At 73.1% G+C, this 17,599-nt stretch carries 17 protein-coding genes, 1 tRNA gene and 1 pseudogene; 9 read left to right on the plus strand and 10 right to left on the minus strand.

The genetic code is table 11. The features are described 5' to 3' along the window. Window positions 1-114: 114 nt before the first annotated feature. The 3 genes from ABD198_RS14215 (at window position 115) to ABD198_RS14225 (ending at window position 2,268) form a co-directional block, all read left to right on the plus strand. On the plus strand, window positions 115-1,704 hold the full coding sequence (locus ABD198_RS14215) for an alpha/beta hydrolase (RefSeq protein WP_344001021.1): 1,590 nt from the start codon (window positions 115-117) through the stop codon (window positions 1,702-1,704). Window positions 1,705-1,821: 117 nt separating this feature from the next. After that, window positions 1,822-1,895, plus strand: a tRNA-Thr gene (locus ABD198_RS14220). Window positions 1,896-2,073: 178 nt separating this feature from the next. Beyond that, complete coding sequence (locus ABD198_RS14225) at window positions 2,074-2,268, plus strand: hypothetical protein (RefSeq protein WP_344001023.1); 195 nt, start codon at window positions 2,074-2,076, stop codon at window positions 2,266-2,268. 86 nt (window positions 2,269-2,354) lie between these two features. On the opposite strand, the gene ABD198_RS14230 is transcribed toward ABD198_RS14225, so the two are convergent. The 4 genes from ABD198_RS14230 to ABD198_RS14245 all read right to left on the minus strand — a co-directional run bounded on the left by ABD198_RS14230 (window position 2,355) and on the right by ABD198_RS14245 (window position 7,594). After that, window positions 2,355-3,563 carry a cation:proton antiporter gene (locus tag ABD198_RS14230; protein ID WP_344001025.1) on the minus strand — a complete coding sequence of 403 codons (1,209 nt, stop codon included), beginning with the start codon at window positions 3,561-3,563 and terminating at the stop codon, window positions 2,355-2,357. Window positions 3,564-4,165: 602 nt separating this feature from the next. Continuing rightward, window positions 4,166-5,764: a potassium/proton antiporter gene (locus ABD198_RS14235; protein WP_344001028.1), complete on the minus strand. Its 1,599-nt coding sequence runs from the start codon at window positions 5,762-5,764 to the stop codon at window positions 4,166-4,168. A gap of 144 nt (window positions 5,765-5,908) precedes the next feature. Beyond that, window positions 5,909-6,202 (minus strand): DUF3040 domain-containing protein, encoded by a 294-nt coding sequence (locus tag ABD198_RS14240; protein ID WP_344001029.1) that lies wholly within the window; start codon window positions 6,200-6,202, stop codon window positions 5,909-5,911. Window positions 6,203-6,295: 93 nt separating this feature from the next. After that, the gene (locus ABD198_RS14245; RefSeq protein ID WP_344001063.1) at window positions 6,296-7,594 is read right to left on the minus strand and encodes an ArsB/NhaD family transporter; all 1,299 of its coding nucleotides are present in this window, start codon (window positions 7,592-7,594) and stop codon (window positions 6,296-6,298) included. Window positions 7,595-8,635: 1,041 nt separating this feature from the next. On the opposite strand from ABD198_RS14245, the gene ABD198_RS14250 reads away from it, so the two are divergent. Continuing rightward, the gene (locus tag ABD198_RS14250; RefSeq protein ID WP_344001031.1) at window positions 8,636-9,295 is read left to right on the plus strand and encodes a response regulator transcription factor; all 660 of its coding nucleotides are present in this window, start codon (window positions 8,636-8,638) and stop codon (window positions 9,293-9,295) included. 69 nt (window positions 9,296-9,364) lie between these two features. Next, window positions 9,365-9,580, plus strand: coding sequence for a hypothetical protein (locus ABD198_RS14255; RefSeq protein WP_344001033.1), 216 nt, complete (start codon window positions 9,365-9,367; stop codon window positions 9,578-9,580). Window positions 9,581-9,926: 346 nt separating this feature from the next. On the opposite strand, the gene ABD198_RS14260 is transcribed toward ABD198_RS14255, so the two are convergent. Beyond that, window positions 9,927-11,621: a bifunctional 3'-5' exonuclease/DNA polymerase gene (locus ABD198_RS14260; RefSeq protein WP_344001035.1), complete on the minus strand. Its 1,695-nt coding sequence runs from the start codon at window positions 11,619-11,621 to the stop codon at window positions 9,927-9,929. A gap of 140 nt (window positions 11,622-11,761) precedes the next feature. Further along, window positions 11,762-12,553, minus strand: a complete 792-nt coding sequence (locus ABD198_RS14265; RefSeq protein WP_344001037.1) for a Clp protease N-terminal domain-containing protein — start codon at window positions 12,551-12,553, stop codon at window positions 11,762-11,764. An 86-nt stretch (window positions 12,554-12,639) separates the two neighbouring features. Here ABD198_RS14265 and ABD198_RS14270 point away from each other — a divergent pair, with 86 nt between their 5' ends. Beyond that, on the plus strand, window positions 12,640-13,767 hold the full coding sequence (locus ABD198_RS14270) for a DUF2786 domain-containing protein (protein ID WP_344001039.1): 1,128 nt from the start codon (window positions 12,640-12,642) through the stop codon (window positions 13,765-13,767). Between the two features lie 99 nt (window positions 13,768-13,866). Here the strand turns inward: ABD198_RS14270 and ABD198_RS14275 are convergent, their stop codons facing one another. From ABD198_RS14275 to rpmB, 4 genes and pseudogenes are all read right to left on the minus strand, one after another. Then, the gene (locus tag ABD198_RS14275) at window positions 13,867-14,397 is read right to left on the minus strand and encodes a DUF4232 domain-containing protein (RefSeq protein WP_344001041.1); all 531 of its coding nucleotides are present in this window, start codon (window positions 14,395-14,397) and stop codon (window positions 13,867-13,869) included. A gap of 123 nt (window positions 14,398-14,520) precedes the next feature. Further along, a complete protein-coding gene (locus ABD198_RS14280) occupies window positions 14,521-15,018 on the minus strand; it encodes a hypothetical protein (RefSeq protein WP_344001043.1) in 498 nt (165 codons plus the stop codon). A gap of 198 nt (window positions 15,019-15,216) precedes the next feature. Further along, window positions 15,217-15,522 (minus strand): 30S ribosomal protein S14, encoded by a 306-nt coding sequence (gene rpsN, locus ABD198_RS14285; RefSeq protein ID WP_344001046.1) that lies wholly within the window; start codon window positions 15,520-15,522, stop codon window positions 15,217-15,219. Continuing rightward, window positions 15,522-15,759, minus strand: a pseudogene (gene rpmB / locus ABD198_RS14290) (50S ribosomal protein L28). Before rpmB ends, rpsN begins: the two are co-directional and overlap by 1 nt. A gap of 72 nt (window positions 15,760-15,831) precedes the next feature. On the opposite strand from rpmB, the gene rpmG reads away from it, so the two are divergent. The 3 genes from rpmG to ABD198_RS14305 are packed head-to-tail and all read left to right on the plus strand — an operon-like array spanning window position 15,832 to window position 17,435. After that, complete coding sequence (gene rpmG / locus ABD198_RS14295; protein WP_344001048.1) at window positions 15,832-15,996, plus strand: 50S ribosomal protein L33; 165 nt, start codon at window positions 15,832-15,834, stop codon at window positions 15,994-15,996. Between the two features lie 9 nt (window positions 15,997-16,005). Next, window positions 16,006-16,260 (plus strand): type B 50S ribosomal protein L31, encoded by a 255-nt coding sequence (locus ABD198_RS14300; RefSeq protein WP_344001050.1) that lies wholly within the window; start codon window positions 16,006-16,008, stop codon window positions 16,258-16,260. Then, window positions 16,257-17,435: a CobW family GTP-binding protein gene (locus ABD198_RS14305; RefSeq protein ID WP_344001052.1), complete on the plus strand. Its 1,179-nt coding sequence runs from the start codon at window positions 16,257-16,259 to the stop codon at window positions 17,433-17,435. Before ABD198_RS14300 ends, ABD198_RS14305 begins: the two co-directional genes overlap by 4 nt. The last annotated feature ends 164 nt before the right edge of the window (window positions 17,436-17,599 follow it).

Raw genomic sequence — 17,599 nt, forward strand, 5'->3', positions numbered from 1 at the left:
TCCCGCCGTCCGCGCCCGCTTACGCAACACCGCGCGGGGGTATCGCCGTAACTCGTACGAGGCACGCGCCGTACGCACGGCACTCGAGCCGTTGCACAGAGTTACGCTCGCAGGATGTACCCAAGGCGCACCCTTAGCAGGACCCGTACCGCGGCCACGCTGCTCGCCGCCGCCGCGCTGCTGCTGGCCGGCTGCTCGGCCGGAAGCTCGACGAGCACCGCCAGCTCGGCCGGCCGGGAGGCAGAGGCGGCGGCGCTGGCCCCGCTGCCCCGCTCCACACCGGCGGCCCTGAAGCCGTACTACGTGCAGAAGCCCCGCTGGCGCGACTGCGGCGTCCCCGGCTTCCAGTGCACCACCCTCAAGGCCCCGCTGGACTACGCCGACCCGTCGGCCGGGGACGTCCGCCTCGCCGTGTCCCGCAGGCAGGCCACCGGGCCGGGGAAGCGGCTGGGCTCGCTGCTGGTCAACCCCGGCGGGCCGGGCGGCTCGGCGGTCGCCTATCTGCAGCAGTACGCCGGGGTCGGCTACCCCGCCGAGGTGCGCGCCCGCTACGACATCGTGGCGGTCGACCCGCGGGGCGTGGCGCGCAGCGAACCCGTCGAGTGCCTCGACGGGCCCGCGATGGACGCCTACACGCAGACCGATCTCACCCCGGACGACCGGCGGGAGGAGGAGGCGCTGGTCGAGGCGTTCCGGAAGTTCGCCGAGGGCTGCGGAGCGGACGCGCCGCGTCTGCTGCGCCATGTGTCCACGGTCGAGGCGGCGCGCGACATGGACATCGTGCGGGCGGCGCTGGGCGACCAGAAGCTGAACTTCGTGGGCGCCTCGTACGGCACCTTCCTGGGCGCCACCTACGCCGGGCTGTACCCGGACCGGGCGGGGCGGCTGGTGCTGGACGGGGCGCTGGACCCGTCGCTGCCCGCGCGGCGGCTGAACCTGGAGCAGACGGAGGGCTTCGACACGGCGTTCACCGCCTTCGCCGAGGACTGCGCGCGGCGCAGCGACTGCCCGCTCGGCGCCAAGGGCACGCCCGTGGAAACCGTCGGCAAGAACCTCAGGTCCTTCTTCGACGAACTCGACGCCCGCCCCATCCCCGCCGGTGACGCCGACGGCCGCGAACTCACCGAGTCCCTGGCCACCACCGGGGTGATCGCGGCGATGTACGACGAGGGCGCCTGGGAGCAGCTGCGCGAGGCGCTCACCTCCGCGATGAAGCACCGGGACGGCTCGGGACTGCTGCTGCTCTCCGACAGCTACTACGAGCGCGAGGCCGACGGCAGCTACTCCAACCTGATGTTCGCCAACGCGGCCGTGAACTGCCTCGACCTGCCGCCCGCCTTCGCCTCGCCCGAGGAGGTCCGCAAGGCGCTGCCCGAGTTCGAGAAGGCGTCCCCCGTCTTCGGCGAGGGCCTGGCCTGGGCGGCCCTGAACTGCACCTACTGGCCGGTGGAGGCCACGGGTGAGGCGCAGCGCATCGAGGCGAAGGGCGCGGCACCGGTCGTGGTCGTCGGCACCACCCGCGACCCGGCGACCCCCTACCGCTGGGCCCGGTCCCTCTCCGGCCAGCTCTCCTCGGCCCGCCTGCTCACCTACGACGGCGACGGTCACACCGCGTACGGCCGGGGCAGCCGCTGCATCGACGCGGCGATCAACGCCTACCTGCTCCGCGGCACCCCGCCGGCCGACGGAAAGCGCTGCTCATAGCGGCCGTGCCGTCTCTGCGGGCGGGGCGGGACCCCGCCCTCAGGGCCGGTACGAAGCACCCCTGGAAACTGTGTAGACTTACCGGCGTTGCTGATCGCACCATGGTGCGCACGGCGCGCCGCCTTAGCTCAGTTGGCCAGAGCAACGCACTCGTAATGCGTAGGTCTCGGGTTCGAATCCCGAAGGCGGCTCAGAGAGACCCCAGGTCGCACGGTTGTGACCTGGGGTTTTGTGTTGCTCGGGGCATGACGCGCCGCGCAGGGGGCAATGGGGGCGATAGCGGGCCGGGGGAGTCGCCGTGGAATTTTCGTACACCGGGGCCCTTCTGTTCTGGCTCCCGACCGCCTGTTCTGGCTCCCGACCGCACTCGTGTGCGCGGCCATCGCGATCTGGGTGTGGCGCAGGCAGAAGGAGCCGGGTCTCCTGCGGCCCTCATGGATGCTCGCCCTGAGCTGCATCTCGCTGCTGAACGCCGCCACCGTGTGGGCCGTCGGCGCCGCGGGGGCACTGGCCCTGGGCGGACTGGCGCTGCGGCTGCGAGGTGCCAGGCGGTCGAAGAGCTGAGGCCGGCCGGCAGCTCCGAGCAGCGTCCGCCCACCCGCAACGAGGCGCGGTGCGCTCGAGAGGCAGTCGGGCCGACGGACCGGGCGTCAGACGCTGGCGTGCGGCTTGGTCTGCTCCGGCTCCGGGGTGACGGCCTTCGTCACGGACGAGCGGATGAAGCGGTCGGCCAGGGGCGCGACGTAGCGGGCGGTGAGGGGGCCGATGACGACGAGGATCAGGACGTAGGCGGTGGCCAGCGGGCCGATGCGGGGCTCGACGCCGACGGCGAGGCCGGCGATGACGATGGAGAACTCGCCGCGGGCGACCAGGGTGCCGCCGGCGCGCCAGCGGCCCGCCCCTTGGATGCCGGCGCGGCGTGCCGCGTACCAGCCGGTGGCGATCTTGGTGCAGGCGGTGGCGAGGGCCAGCAGCAGCGCGGGCACGATGACCGGCGGGATCGCGGCGGGGTCGGTGGACAGGCCGAAGAAGACGAAGAAGACGGCGGCGAACAGATCCCGCAGCGGGGTGAGCAGGCTGGCGGCGCCCTCGGCGACCTCGCCGGACAGGGCGATGCCCACCAGGAAGGCGCCGACGGCGGCGGAGACCTGGAGTTCCTGGGCTATGCCGGCGATCAGGATGGTCAGGCCGAGCACGACCAGCAGCAGCATCTCGCGGCTGTCGGAGGAGACCGCGCGGCTGATCAGACGGCCGTGGCGCAGGGCGGCGTAGAGGACTGCGCCGACGGTGCCGAGGGAGATCAGCAGGGTCAGGCTGCCGCCCGCGAGGCTCACCCCGGCGAGCAGGGCGGTGAGGATCGGCAGGTAGACGGCCATGGCGAGGTCCTCGAGGACCAGGATGCCGAGCACCACCGGTGTCTCACGGTTGCCGAGCCGGCCGAGGTCGCCGAGGACCTTGGCGATCACGCCCGAGGAGGAGATCCAGGTGACTCCGGCCAGCGCGGCGGCGGCCACCGGACCCCAGCCGAGCAGCAGCGCGGCGATGGCGCCGGGGGCGGCGTTGAGGACGAAGTCGACCGCGCCCGAGGGGTACTGCGTCTTGAGTGTGGTGACGAGTTCGGAGGCGCTGTACTCCAGGCCGAGCAGGAGCAGCAGGAGGATGACACCGATCTCGGCGCCGGTGGTGGTGAACTCCTCACTGGCGTCGAGGGGGAGGATGCCGCCATGCCCGAAGGCGAGTCCGGCGAGCAGGTAGAGGGGGATGGGGGAGAAGCCCACTCGTCCGGCGAGACGTCCCAGCAGCCCCAGTCCGAGGATGATGGCGCCTAGTTCGATGAGCATGGCGGTGGTGTTGTGCACGGGCGTCTCCTCCGGTGGGTTCGGCGGCGGCGTCTGCGCCTGGTCGGCTTGCGGTGGCGTGCGGGCTATGTCGGCGGGTGGCGGTCACGGTCCGCACAGGGGCCGGATCGGGCCGGGCGGGGCACGGCCGGGTCGTGCTCGGCGCGCGGGTGCGCGGCGGAGCAGGAGTCGTCGGTTACGGGGTGGGCCGGTCCGGCGGCCGGGCCGCGCCGGGCTCGGCGCGCCTACCCGTGGACCGGGCCGTCATGGCCCGGCCGGGCGGGGATGCGCCCAGGCCGGGGCAGGCCCGGAGAGCGGGTGGACCGGGGTTCAGACTCGGGGAGCGGACGGGCAGGGATCGGGCACGCTGTCACGAGCCGTGTTGTCGATGCGCACAGCCCTGACTCGATCCATGTCACGCCCCCCATCGCATCGCGCCGGTTCCGGGAACGTCCGGAAGCAACTTCTCCAACTTCAAAGAGTGAGCGAGCCAGCGCTCAGCGGAGCGTCAAGGCTCGGTAAAGAAGCTTAGCGTACGAAAAATCACGCATAGCGCACATACTGCTGCAAACAGGTGAGGGCGGCGTTGAAGATCGCACAATTTACCGAATGTAACGCCGGTGTCATTCGGTCTGCGTCGAGGACGCCGGCTTCGAAAGCTCCGGGGGCTCCGGGGGCTCCGAGGACTCCGAGGACACCGAGGACTCCGTGGGTTCCTCCTCCGGGGCGCCCCCCTCGCCGAGCCACCGGGCCAGCTTGCCGCGCCGGCCGATCGCCCGGAGCCGGCGTTCCGTGGCCTCCCGGTTCTGCGGGGTGGTGATCAGCAGCAGCTCGTCGCCGGCGCGCAGCACGGTGTTGCGATCGGGAACCAGGGTGGTGCCGTCGCGGACGATCAGGGTGACCACGGTCGGCGGCGGCAGCCGCAGCTCGAAGACGGCGACGCCGTGCAGCTTGGAGCCCTTCGGGATGGAGACGGTGAGCAGGTCGGCGTCCAGCACGTCGAGCGGTGCGGTCTCGACCTGGATCTCGCGCAGCGCGCCGGTGCGCGCCAGGCCCAGGCGCTTGGCGACCGCGGGCAGCGTGGGCCCCTGGATCAGGGTGAACAGCACCACCAGCACGAAGACGATGTTCAGTACGTCCCGGGCGCCGGTGACGTCTTCGACGATCGGGAACGTGGTCAGCACGATGGGGACCGCGCCGCGCAGGCCCGCCCAGGAGATGAACGCCTGCTCGCGCCAGCGGACGGGGAACGGCAGCAGGCAGAGCACCACCGAGACGGGACGCGCGGCCAGCAGCAGGACCAGGCCGGCGACCAGCGCCGGGATGATCGCGGAGGGCAGCTCGCTGGGGTCGACGAGCAGCCCCAGCATGACGAACAAGCCGATCTGGGCCAGCCAGCCGACCCCCTCGGCGAACGAGCGGGTGGCCGCCCGGTGGGGCAGGTCGCTGTTGCCGAGGACCACGCCGGACAGATAGGCGGCGATGATCCCGCTGGCGTTGACCGCCCCGGCGGCGGCGAAGGCGATCACGCCGAAGCCCACGGTGGCCAGCGGATACAGCCCGGTGGCGGGCAGCGCGATATGGCGCAGCGCGGCTGAGCCCAGCCGCCCGACCAGCACACCGAGCGTGCCGCCCACGGCGAGCTGATAGAGCAGATTGCCGATCAGGGGAAGGGGCCCCGGCAGGTCGGCGGCCGTGGCCGTGGTCGAGAAGACCAGGACGAGGATGATGGTGGGCGCGTCGTTGAAGCCGGACTCGGCCTCCACCAGGCTGGTCAGCTTCTTGGGCAGCGGCAGTGAGCGCAGCACGGCGAAGACGGCGGCGGCGTCGGTGGAGGAGACGATCGCGCCGAGCAGCAGGGCCAGCTGCCAGTGCATGCCGAGCAGATAGTGCGCGCCGACCGCCGTCACCACGACGGAGAGCGCCACGCCCACGGTGGCGAGCACCGCGGCCGGGGCCAGCACCCGCCGGACGCTGCTCCACTGGGTGGTCAGACCACCCTCGACCAGGATGATCCCCAGGGCGGCGGTGCCCAGCGCCTGGGCGAGCTGGGCGTTGTCGAACTTCAGCCCGATCCCGTCCTCGCCGGCGATGACGCCCACCGCGAGGAACAGCAGCAGGCTGGGCAGGCCGACGCGATGGGCGGTGCGTGCGGCGGCGATGCTGGCCAGCAGCACCGTGCCGCCGATCAGCAGCGTCAGATACAGCTCGGACAGGGTCATCGCTCGGTCCTCGGGAGCAGGAGGCCGCCTGCCGTCACGGGACGCGGGAGGACACCTGCCGTCACAAAGCGGGGGAGGACGCCCCCCGGCTCAGGTCGCGGGAGGACGCTCGCCGACTGAGGCCGCAGAGGGACGACCCCCGGCTCAGAACCGGGGGCGGCGGCGCCCGCCGTCACGGCGCGGGTCCCGGCCGGGGCCGAACATCTCCCCGGCGAGGCCCGCCAGGACCAGCCCGGCGGCGATGAGCAGCCCGTGGGCCAGGGCGATGCCACCGCCCAGTACAACCAGGGCCAGGACGAACAGCAGCCAGGCCCGCAGTCGAGGGTACTCGCGGGGGCTGCGGGGCCTGCCTGCCCCGAGCGCGCGGGCGAACCGGGGGTCCTCACGCTGCAGGCGTGCCTCGATGTCGCTGAGCCGCTCGTCGTCGGACGCGGGCATGACGCCGCCCTCCTCACGGCGCGGGACGGCGGGCGGGCGTCGCGGTCGGTGGTGCGGACCATCGGCTCTCCTCGCAGGGTGGGGACATCACGATCACGCCAGCGCGAAGTAGCGCAGCCACAGATACAGGGCGGCCACGGTGACGGTGACGGCGGTGACGATCAGGCCGTACCGGCTGAACTGCCAGAACGAGATGTGGTGGCCCTCTCGTTCGGCGATGCCGATGACCACGACATTGGACGAGGAGGCGATGATCGTGGCGTTTCCGGCGAGGTCGGCGCCGAGCGCGAAGGCCCACCACAGCACCCCCGCCTCGCCGGCGCCGCCGGACGCCTCCACGATCTCGGCGACGATCGGGCTCACGGAGGCCACGAAGGGGATGTTGTCGATGACCGCCGACGGCACGACCGAGCCGAACACCAGCGCCATCGTCGTCGCCGCCAGATTGCCGCGGGTCGCCTCCGCCGCCGCCTCGCCCAGCTCGCCGATCACGCCGGTCTGCACCAGCGCGCCGACCATGACGAACAGTCCGGCGAAGAACGCCAGCGTCTCCCACTCCACGTCCTTGGCCACGTCATGGGGCCTGAGCCGGGAGACGCCGAGCAGCAGCAGGCCGCCGCTGATGGCCACCACGGACGGCTCCAGATGCAGCCAGGTGTGCAGGACGAAGCAGACCATCACCGCGGTGATGACCACACCGCTGACGAGCAGCAGCCGGCCGTCCTTGATCTGGTCCCGCGGGTTCATCTCCATGATCGAGGCGGCGCGCTCGGGGTCGTGGCGGAACGCCTTGCGGAACATCACCCGGCTCATCAGGACGAACACGATCATCAGCACGACGACGATCGGCGTCATGTGGACGAGGAAGTCGTTGAAGGACAGGTTCGCCCGGGAACCGATCATGATGTTGGGCGGGTCCCCGATCAGGGTGGCGGCTCCGCCGATGTTGCAGGCCATCACCTCGGCGATGAGGTACGGCACCACGGGCAGCCCGAGCCGCCGGCAGACCAGGATGGTCACCGGCGCGATCAGCAGCACCGTGGTGACATTGTCGAGCCAGGCGGACAGGAAGCCGGTCGCCACCGTCAGCAGCACCATCAGCCGGTACGGTCTGCCGCGGGCCCGGCGCGCCGCCCAGACGGCGATGAACTCGAAGACACCGGTCCGCTGCAGCACCGCGACGATCAGCATCATCCCGAGCAGCAGGAAGATGACGTTCCAGTCGATGCCGGCGTGCTCGGAGAAGAACGCGTGCTCGGGGTCGGTCGCCCCGATGAGCAGCATCACCACGGCACCGCCCAGCGCGGCGGCGACCCGGTGCACCCACTCGGTCGCGATCAGGACGTAGACGGCCACGAAGACCGCCACCGCGAGCCAGGTCGTCACGTCCACGGCGTCCACGCCCTCTCCGCCGTGCCGCGGAAAGCGGTCCGGTGGACCGTTTCTGCCGGGCCGTCGGCCGTTTCTGCCGGGACGTCCGCAGCTTCTGCCGGGCCGCCGGCGGCGCGCCGGCCCGCCCATGCCGTCGCGGTGCGACACCGCAGCGGCACCGGGTCGAAAACGGCCTCCACGAGGCCGGGCCGCCGTGGCGCTGCGTGCATGGGCACAGGGCTCCTCTCCAGGTCCGGCAGATGGGCGCTCGGCCCGTCCTCGACGGACCCGCGGGCCTGTCGGCAGACCCCGGGTCTGATGGCAGACCCCCGGATTCCCTGGTGGACGTCCGCGTCGCCGCACGCCGGGCGGCACGGGCTGAAGAGCGTGGCCGAAGGGCCGTCGGGGTGCCGGGTGCGGGACCGGCCCGCGGCCTCGGCCGGCGCTGTCCCACAGCGGTCGTCGGGTCGGGAGGGGGCGTTTCCTACACCCTTTCTCGCCACGGTCCGCGCGACCATCGGGGACGGCACCCAAATGCGGATGGGTGAGACCTGTACTGAAGACCTGGAATGGGTGGCGGCCCTGATGGACGCCCCAAGGGCGTCCCGCCCACGCTGGACGGGATGAGCCCCTCGCACGCCGGCCGCCCCCCGGGCGCCGGCCGGTCCGCCGTCCACCCCCGGGAAGCCGGCAGCCGGGAGCGGGGACGACGTCAGGGAGGCGGTACGCGGTGTCCTTGGTCCGGCGGGTCTGTCTGCTCGGCGCCGTGGTGCGGATCGTCGTCACCACCCTTCTGCTGCGCTGGGGCCCGGCTCCGGTGCGGCGCCTCGCCCGGGCCGGGACCACCACCGGCCCGCGCCGCTCCGGCAGCAGACCGTCCGCCGGCGGCCCGACACATATACCCGGACCGATCACCACGTTTCACACTATGCGTGGCCTGCCGCAAGCCGGATGTGCCACCAACGACGCCGCCGGCCCGACCACGCAAGAGGCCCAACGCCCCGCCCGCCGCGCCCGGGACGCAGGCACGGCCGTCCCCACCCCGCACCGGAGTCAGTGACCATGCCCGAGGCGACGCCCACCCGCATCCTGCTGGCCGACGACCACCACCTGGTCCGCCGCGGAGTGCGCCTCATCCTCGACAGCGAACCCGACCTCACGGTCGTGGCCGAGGCGGGCGACGGCCACGAGGCGGTCGAGGCCGCCCGGACCCACCACCCCGACCTCGCGATCCTCGACATCGCCATGCCCCGCCTGACCGGCCTGCAGGCCGCCCGCGAACTCTCCCGCACCCAGCCGGGGCTGCACATCCTCATCCTGACGATGTACGACAACGAGCAGTACTTCTTCGAGGCCCTGGCCTCCGGCGCCTCCGGCTACGTCCTCAAGTCCGTCGCCGACCGGGACCTGGTCGAGGCCTGCCGGGCCACCATGCGCGGCGAACCCTTCCTCTACGCCGGCGCCGTGGCCGCCCTCGTCCGCAACTACCTCGAAGGCGTCCGGGAAGGCCACTCCCCGCGCGGCGGCGCGCTCACCGAGGGCGAGGAGCAGATCCTCCGGCTCGTCTCCGAGGGCCACACCTCCCGGGAGATCGCCGACCGCCTCGGCACCGACCCCGGCACCGTCGAACGCCGCCGCGGCGAACTGCTGGCCAGACTCGGCCTGAAGAACCACCTCGAACTCACCCGCTACGCCGTCCGGGTGGGCCTGATCGCACCCTGACGCGGGGCTGCGCCCGGCCGGAGCACGGCTCGTCATGCGTGCCCGCCCCACCCGTCGCACTCTGGTGGCATGGCCGGTGATCAGCTCGTCGTGGTCTACCCGCCCGCCTCGGACGGCGGACGCCGGGTCCGTGTGGACACGAAGTTCGTGGGGATGGCGTACGGGCTGCTCGACGTGGTCGAGTTCCTGCGGCTCGCCGGGCTCGAGGAGGCCGACGAGGACTGGGTGCGCCGGCCGGAACGCGTGGAGTGGCGCGGCGGCGGGCCGGGGCAGTGGGTGCGCTGAGCCGCGGCAGTGGTGCCCTGAACGGTGGACGAGGGCCCCGGTCGTTCACCTCTGCCGACCGGGTGTCCCCCCGCGGATCGGACCGGGCCGCGGCGGCGGCACTCCCCCGAGTCTGCGCGTCCGCACGCGCGCACCGCCGGGCCGGGTCCGATGATGTGATCACATCAGATTTCGCCAACGGATGGCAAACACAGGGCCGGTGGAGGCCACGGAACCCCGGTTCCGCCGCGGTGAGGAGCCGTCAGGCGGCGGAGGGCTTCTCGGGCTTCTCCGGGCTTCTCGGGCGCGAGGTAGTCGCCGTCGTCGACCATGCAGGGCAGGATCTCGTACAGGCCCGTCCGGGCGGTCACCTGGCGTCCGCGTAGCACTCCACCACGGACGTGCTGAACGGGAAGCGCACCGGGGTCTCGCCGAAGGTCAGGCGGCCCGCGAGCCGGGCCGCCTCCCGGATCGCCGTCACCACCGCCTGCGCCTCCTCCTCGGGGCAGTGCACGATCACCTCGTCGTGCTGGAAGAACACCAGTTCGGCGGCCATGTCCGCGAGGGCCCGGCGCAGCGCGGCGAGCAGCAGCAGCGCCCAGTCGGCGGCGCTGCCCTGGACGACGAAGTTGCGGGCGAAGCGGCCCCGGGCGCGGGCGTCGGTCGAGGCGTAGCCGGGCACCCACGGCCGGGCCGAGCCGGAGTCCTGCTCCTCCTCGGTGACCGGGATGCCCGCCTCCTCGGTCGCGTCGTCGCCCGTGCGGGCGGCGGGCGGGCAGGTGCGGCCCAGCCAGGTCCGTACGAGCCGGCCCTCCTCGCCGGCCCGGGCGGCGTCGTCGACGTAGGCGACCGCCCTGGGGAAGCGGCGGCGGAGCGCGGCGAGGTTCTTCAGGCCGTCCCCCGAGGTCTGGCCGTAGATCGCGCCGAGCACGGCGAGCTTGGCCTGGGCGCGGTCGCCGGAGAAGGCCCGCTCGGAGACCGCCTGGTACAGGTCGCTCTCGCGTCCGGCGACCTCCATCAGACCGGGATCGCGGGAGATCGCCGCCAGCACCCTGGGCTCCATCTGATCGGCGTCGGCGACCACCAGCCGCCAGCCGGGGTCGGCGACCACCGCCCGGCGGATCACCTTGGGGATCTGCAGGCCGCCCCCGCCGTTGGTCACCCAGCGCCCGGTGACCGTGCCGCCCGCGAGGAACTCGGGCCGGAAGCGGCCGTCGCGCACCCAGTCCTGCAGCCAGGACCAGCCGTGCGCGACCCAGATGCGGTACAGCTTCTTGTACTCGAGCAGGGGTTTGACCGCCGGATGGTCGATGTGCTCGATCTCCCAGCGCCGCGTCGAGGTGACCTTGATGCCGGCCTGCGCGAACGCCTTGACGACATCGGCCGGGAGGTCGGGCCGGACCCGGCGGCCGAACGCGGCGGAGATCTCGTCCGCCAGCTCGGCGAGCCGGCGCGGTTCGCCGCCGCCCGCGTACCGCTCGCCGAGCAGATCGTGCAGGAGCGCGCGGTGCACGTCCGCGCGCCAGGGCAGACCCGCGTGGTTCATCTCGGCGGCCACCAGCATCCCGGCCGACTCGGCAGCGATCAGCAGCCGCATCCGGTCCGGGTGCGCGGTGGCCTCGATGCGGCGCTGCTGCTCGGCGTAGACGGCGATCAGGTCGGGCGCCGGGACATGGACGCCGCGCGGTTCGAACAGCGGTGACTGCGCGCCCGGTTCGGCCGGGCGCTGCGGCGGATCGGGCGGTACGGGGCCGCCGCGCAGCCGGGCCAGGGCGGCCGCGGCCGAACGGGGCTCCCCGTACCGCCCCTCGTGGCCGAGCAGGAGCGTCTCGGCGGCCTCGATGTCGTAGCACCGCTCCACTCGCACCCCCGTGGCGAGCAGGCGCGGGCAGACCTCGGCGGTGGACCGCCACACCCACCGCGCGACACCGGGACGGCTCCGCACCGCCGCGGCGGGATCCGCCTCCCGCCGCACCGGACCGGCGGGCAACCCGTCGGGGCCGAGGGGGGCGACATCCACGCCACCGTCCTCGGCCCCGGCGAGCAGCCATCGGTCGGCCATGCCACGAAGTCTGACAGGAGGGTCTGACAACGCCCCTGACCAGCAAGGACGGGCGCATCGGCCCGCCCTTGCGGAGGCGCCCCGGACGCCTCGGTCGCCTCGGTCGCCCCGGACGCCTCGGTCGCCCCGGCCCCGAAGGCTCAGCCCTCAGTCCCTTCCTCTTCCCCTTCCCCTTCCTCTTTCTCCTCTGACTCCTTCTTCCCGTCTCCGGGCTGCGCGAGCTGGATCTGCGAGAGCACCTCGAGGAGCCACTCCTCGGTGCGCTCCTTGGTGATGCCGAGGCCGCTGAGGACGCCTTCGCCGTTCTCGTGCTCCAGCAGCGCGAGCAGGATGTGTTCGGTGCCGATGTAGTTGTGGCCGAGGCGGAGCGCCTCGCGGAAGGTGAGTTCGAGGACCTTCTTGGCCGCGGGGCCGTACGGCACCAGCTCGGGCGCGTCCTCCACGGCCGGCGGCAGCGCCGCGGTCGCCGCCTCCCGGACCGCCTCCAGGGTGACGCCCTGCTTGGTGAGGGCCACGCCGGCGAGGCCCTCCGGCTCGCTGAGCAGGCCGAGGACCAGGTGCTCGGGCAGGCCCTCGGCGTTGCGTGCGGCCTTGGCCTCGTTGTGCGCGGCCATCACCACGTTGCGGGCCCGCGGGGTGTAGCGGTTGAAGCCCTCGTTCGGGTCGAGCGCCGCGGTCTCCTTCGGCACGAAGCGCTTCTGCGCCGCCTGCCGGGTGACGCCCATGCTCTTGCCGATATCCGTCCAGGAGGCGCCGGAGCGCCGGGCCTGGTCCACGAAGTGGCCGATCAGATGGTCGGCGACATCGCCGAGGTGCTCCCCGGCGGTCACCGCGTCCCGGAGCTGTTCGAGGGGCTCGTCGTGGACCTTCTTGATGGCCGCGATGAGGTCGTCGAGGCGTACGGATGACGTGATGATCGGGTTCGTCGTCATGTGTCAACCGTAAGTTGACACCCCTGCACTGTCAACCGTCCGTTGACACCTACGGGTGAATCGCGCCGCATGACACGATCGGGCCCGTGAGTACGTCCAGCACCGTCGACCGCGCCTTCCGCGCCGCCCTCTACGACACCGGCGACGAGGGCCTCGACACCGGCGCGTCCCTGCTCGCCGCCGACCCGGCGGCCGATGCCGAACTCGACCGGCGCGGCCGGGAGTTCGTCGCCACGGCGTGGCGGCGCGGCTGGCAGCCCGCCGATGTCGTCCGGTTCGTGCGGCGCGAGCTGGAGGAGGTACACGTAGGCCTCGTCGTGGCGCTGATCCGCGCACAGGAGCGGCACGACGACCGCCCCCGGAGCCCGCGCTGGGCCGCCCAGCTGGCCCGACTCCCGGACGGGAAGGCGGGACGGGCGGAGCGCTTCGACCGCTTCTCGCACGCCACCGCCGTGCTGGAGCTGTACCGCCTGCTGCTGCGCCTGCCCCCGCTGGAGCCGCTCGAGGAGCCGGCCAACGCCCAGGGCGGGCGGGACCGGCACCCGGAGTCGCGCATGCTCGGCCGCATCCGGGCGCTGCTGGCCAAGGCGGAGGCGACCGGCTTCCCCGAGGAGGCGGAGGCGCTCAGCGCCAAGGCGCAGGAACTGATGGCCCGGCACAGCGTCGACGAGGCGCTGCTCGCCGCGCGGGCGCCCGCGGCGCAGACGCCCACCGCCTGCCGGATCGGCGTGGAGCCGCCGTACGAGCAGGCCAAGGCGGTGCTGCTGGACGCGGTCGCCGGCGCCAATCACTGCCGGGCGGTGTGGAACGAGGCCCTCGGCTTCTCCACCGTGGTCGGCTTCGCCTCCGACCTGGAGGCCGTCGAGCTGCTCTACACCTCACTGCTGGTGCAGGCCACGACCGCGATGACCAGGGCGGAGGCCGTCCAGCGGGCCGGCGGCCGGAAGCGGACCAAGACCTTCCGGCAGTCTTTCCTCGCGGCGTACGCCCACCGGGTGGGGACGCGCCTGGCCAGGGCCGCCGAGACCCAGGTGACCGACGATCTGCTGCCCGTCCTCGCCTCCCGCGAGGTGGCGGTCACCGAGCGGCTGGAGCGCCTGTTCCCGGAGACCACGACCACCCGGCTGCGCGGGGTGAGCGACGCGGCGGGATGGCAGGAGGGCGCCCGGGCCGCGGACGCGGCGCAGGTCGAACCCCGTCCGCATCTGCCCTGACGGACCTTCCGTGACAGACCTGCTCTGACGGACCTTCCCTGACGGACCTTCCCCGACGGACTTTCCCTGACGGCGTGCGGCCCCGTCCGCTCAGTCCCCTCAGTCCCCGACCTTCTGATACGCGCTGACCGAGACCTCCAGCCCCTCCCCGTCACCGGCCGCGACCGGGCCGTACGACCACCGGAAGACGCGGGTGCTGGGGTCGCCGGCCTCGCTGGGGAAGACGACCCGCAGGTCTTTGGCCTCGAACGACTCGGCACCGCTCGTTCCCCGCACATAGGTGACGGTGAACGCCGCCGACCCCCCCTTGGCCAGGGTGAGCTTCTGGGCCTTGGCGCCCTCGGCCGGGGGCACCTCGCGGGTCCCGGAGCCGCCGGCGCCGGTCAGACGCACCTCGGGGAAGCCCTCCAGGGCGCATTCGCTGCTCTGGTTGGTGAAGCTGACCGGTACCTCGCCGGTGTCCCCGGCGGCCGGGGCGACGCTGGCCGGGCCGGCCTCCATGCTCACCTTGTCGATCGCGCAGGCCTTCCCCTTGGACTGCCCGGACTTGCCGCCCCCGCTCTCGTCGTCGCAGGCGGTCAGCAGCAGAAGGGCGGACAGAGCGGTGACGGCGATCGGTACGGCGCGCATGAGGGTCCCCTGGGTGTGTGGAGGTGCACTCCGATCATCGCCCACGGGACCCCGCAGCCGTGCCAGGACCTCGCCGGGCCGGACTGCATGCCTTCCCCAGCCCCGGCGCGCCGGGGCCCGGCCTCACGGGGCGGCGGAGCCCAGCCCCTCCGTCGGCAGACCCGGTGGCAGCTTGCCGCCCTCCGCCTTCTGGTAGGTCTCCGTCCCCAGGCCGCTGTCCCAGGTGACCTTCAGGGACTTCTTGCTCACCGAGTCGACCGTGCCGGTCGTCCGGTCCTTGTTGCCGTTGGTGCACTTCAGGCGGATCGTCGTGGTCCCGGCGTCCTCGCGGGCGGAGCCGCTGCACACGGTGCCGCCGGTGGCGAAGAGGCCGGCCTGCTCACCGTTGACCACCAGGGCCACCGCCTTGCCGCCGGTCGTGGCGAGCCAGCTGCCCTCCAGGTCGCTCGCCGGCCCCTCGGGGGTGTCCGTGGCGCCGTTGCCGCTGGGCGCGGTCGCGGACGGGGTCGGGCTCGCCTTGGAGTCACCGGAGCCGCCGCCGTCGTCGCTGCATCCGGTGAGAGCGAGCGCCCCCGCCAGGCCCAGGGCCAGGGCCGCCGAGCGGACGCGCGAGAAGGTCACCGAAGACACCGAAGTCACTGCAAGCCCCCTAGTCGTTTCCGGCCGCACCGGCCGCCGGAGCGGCCGGAGCCAGCTAACCGTACTCACCAGTCACCTCACCACCCCCAGTGACACACCTCGCACAACACCGTCACGGGTCACGCCGGGCGGCCCCGGCCCACGGGCGCGCGACCGCTACCGCGGCCTCTGCCGCGACCGCTACCAGGAGGCCTTCCGCACCCCCGGCAGATACCCCGCGTACGCCTGCTGCCGCAGGTTCACCCGGGACAGTCCGAACGCCCGGAGGTACCCGCGCGGGCGGCCGTCCACCTGGTCGCGGTTGCGCACCCGCGTGGCGCTCGCGTCACGGGGCTGCCCGCGCAACTCCCGCTGCGCCGCCAGCCGTTCCTCCGCCGTCGAGGACGGACGCCGGATGATCTCCTTCAGCTCCGCCCGCCGGGCCGCGTGGCGGGCGGCGGTCTCCCGGCGCTGCTCGTTCTTCGCGATCTTGCTCTTCTTCGCCATCAGACCTTCCCTCCCCGGGCGCGGATCCGGGCGACCGCCGCCTCGACGCCGATCGCGTCGACCGTCCTGATCCCCTTCGCGCTCAGCCGCAGCCGCACATACCGGCGCTCGCTCGGCAGCCAGTAGCGCCGGGACTGGATGTTGGGGCCGAAGCGGCGCGCGGTGCGCCGGTGGGAGTGGGAGATCCGGTTGCCGAAGCCGGGCTCGTGCCCCGGTCAGCATGCAGTGCGCGGACATGGTGACGTACCTCTCTCGTGGTCCGGGCGACCCTCAGATGTAAATGAGAATCGTTTTCAGTAAGCTACCAGCATGGCACGCAACGAACTCCGCCCGGTCATCAGACTCCGCTCCACCGCGGGCACCGGCTTCACCTACGTCACCCGCAAGAACCGCCGCGACGACCCGGGCCGCCTGACGCTGCGCAAGTACGACCCCGTGGCCCGCCGGCACGTCGACTTCCGAGAGGAGCGCTGAGGCACCGTTATGCGCAAGGGAATCCATCCGCCCTACGGGCCCGTCGTGTTCCGCGACCGGGCCGCCGGGTACGCCTTCCTCACCCGGTCCACCATGACGAGCGACCGGACCGTCGACTGGGAGGACGGCCGCACCTACCCCGTTGTGGACGTCGAGATCTCCCATGTCAGCCACCCCTTCCACACCGGCACGGCGCGCGTCCTGGACACCGCCGGCCGGGTGGAGCGCTTCGAGCGCCGCTACGGACGGCGGGGTGACGCGTGAGCCGCTCCGCAGTCCACCCCGAAGACCCGTCCGTGGCTCTCCCGGTGGCCGTGGTGGGCGGGCTGCACGCCGAGGTGCGCACGGCGGCGGTCGCGCGGCTGCTGGCCGATGTGCCGGGCAGCGTGGCACTCCATCACGACCTGGGGTCCGCCCCCGCGGGCACCGTGGTGCGGACCGTGCGGGACGCCGGCGGTGTGCGCTCCACCGGCGAGACACCGCTGGTCGACGACTGCGCCTGCTGCGCCCTGCGCGAGGACCTCGTCCCCGAGCTGCGGCGGCTCGCCGGCGCCGGCGGCGTCCCGCTCGCGATCGTGGAGCTGTGGGACTCCGTCGAGCCGAAGGCCATGGCCGAGGTGATCGCCTCCGGCGGCTTCACCGTCACCGGTGTGATCACCGCCGTGGACCCTGCGCTGCTGCTGCCGTACCTGGCCAATGGCGACGACCTCGCCGAGCGCGGCCTCGCCGCCGCGGCCACCGACCGGCGCACCGTCGCCGACACCTTCGCCCGCCAGCTGGAGTACCCGCCGGTGCTGGCCGTCGCCGACTCCCCGGAGGCCGACGACGAGGACCGGGAGCTGCTGCGCCAGCTGCGCCCGACGGCCCATCAGGTGCCGGTCGACGGGCCGGGTGGCATCCGGTCGCCGCTGGCCGCCGCCGCGCTCGCCGGGGTCGACCTGGAGGCCGCCGCCGCGGCCCAGCACCCCGCCTGCGCCCTGCTGCCCGCCGAGGCCGACGCACACGGCGTGTCCACCCTGGTCTGGCACCGGCACCGCCCCTTCCACCCGGAGCGGCTGTACGCCGCCCTGGATGAGCTGACCTGCGCCGCGGTGCGCAGCCGGGGCCGGTTCTGGCTCGCCGACATGCCCGACACGCTGTTCCACTGGGACGCGGCGGGCGGCGCGCTGTGCGTGGAGAGCGCGGGGCCCTGGCTGGACTCGCTGCCGGACGCCGCCTGGGACATGGTGCCGCCGGTGCGCCGGGCCGCCGCCGCGCTGGACTGGCACCCGGAGCACGGGGACCGCTGCCAGCACCTGGTCTTCACCTCGCCGGCGCTGGAGCGCGACGGACTGCACAGGCTGCTGGAGTCCTGCCTGCTGACGGACAGTGAGTACGCGGCCGGACCCGAGGCCTGGCGACGGCTGCCGCACGCCTTCGACACCCTCCTGGAGGTCTGACCCGCGCCCCCGTCGGACGGCCGGACGACCGGACGGCCGGACGCAGGGCGCCCGCCGACACCTAGGGCCTGATCCAAACGAAAAGCCCTAGTGACCTGAGTCGGAGATTCGTCGGCAGTAGGCGGCGACTTTGTCGAGGATCTCGTCGGCGGTCTTCGTCCAGA

This window comes from Streptomyces thermocarboxydovorans (assembly GCF_039524635.1).
Taxonomy (GTDB): Bacteria; Actinomycetota; Actinomycetes; order Streptomycetales; family Streptomycetaceae; genus Streptomyces; species Streptomyces thermocarboxydovorans.

Coding starts and splice junctions, on each gene's coding strand:
- ABD198_RS14215 (WP_344001021.1), top strand. CDS start 115: ATGTACCCAAGGCGCACCCTTAGCAGGACCCGTACCGCGGCCACGCTG.
- ABD198_RS14235 (WP_344001028.1), bottom strand. CDS start 5,764: ATGACCCTGTCCGAGCTGTATCTGACGCTGCTGATCGGCGGCACGGTG.
- ABD198_RS14240 (WP_344001029.1), bottom strand. CDS start 6,202: ATGCCCGCGTCCGACGACGAGCGGCTCAGCGACATCGAGGCACGCCTG.
- ABD198_RS14250 (WP_344001031.1), top strand. CDS start 8,636: ATGCCCGAGGCGACGCCCACCCGCATCCTGCTGGCCGACGACCACCAC.
- ABD198_RS14255 (WP_344001033.1), top strand. CDS start 9,365: ATGGCCGGTGATCAGCTCGTCGTGGTCTACCCGCCCGCCTCGGACGGC.
- ABD198_RS14260 (WP_344001035.1), bottom strand. CDS start 11,621: ATGGCCGACCGATGGCTGCTCGCCGGGGCCGAGGACGGTGGCGTGGAT.
- ABD198_RS14265 (WP_344001037.1), bottom strand. CDS start 12,553: ATGACGACGAACCCGATCATCACGTCATCCGTACGCCTCGACGACCTC.
- ABD198_RS14275 (WP_344001041.1), bottom strand. CDS start 14,397: ATGCGCGCCGTACCGATCGCCGTCACCGCTCTGTCCGCCCTTCTGCTG.
- rpsN (WP_344001046.1), bottom strand. CDS start 15,522: ATGGCGAAGAAGAGCAAGATCGCGAAGAACGAGCAGCGCCGGGAGACC.
- rpmG (WP_344001048.1), top strand. CDS start 15,832: ATGGCACGCAACGAACTCCGCCCGGTCATCAGACTCCGCTCCACCGCG.
- ABD198_RS14300 (WP_344001050.1), top strand. CDS start 16,006: ATGCGCAAGGGAATCCATCCGCCCTACGGGCCCGTCGTGTTCCGCGAC.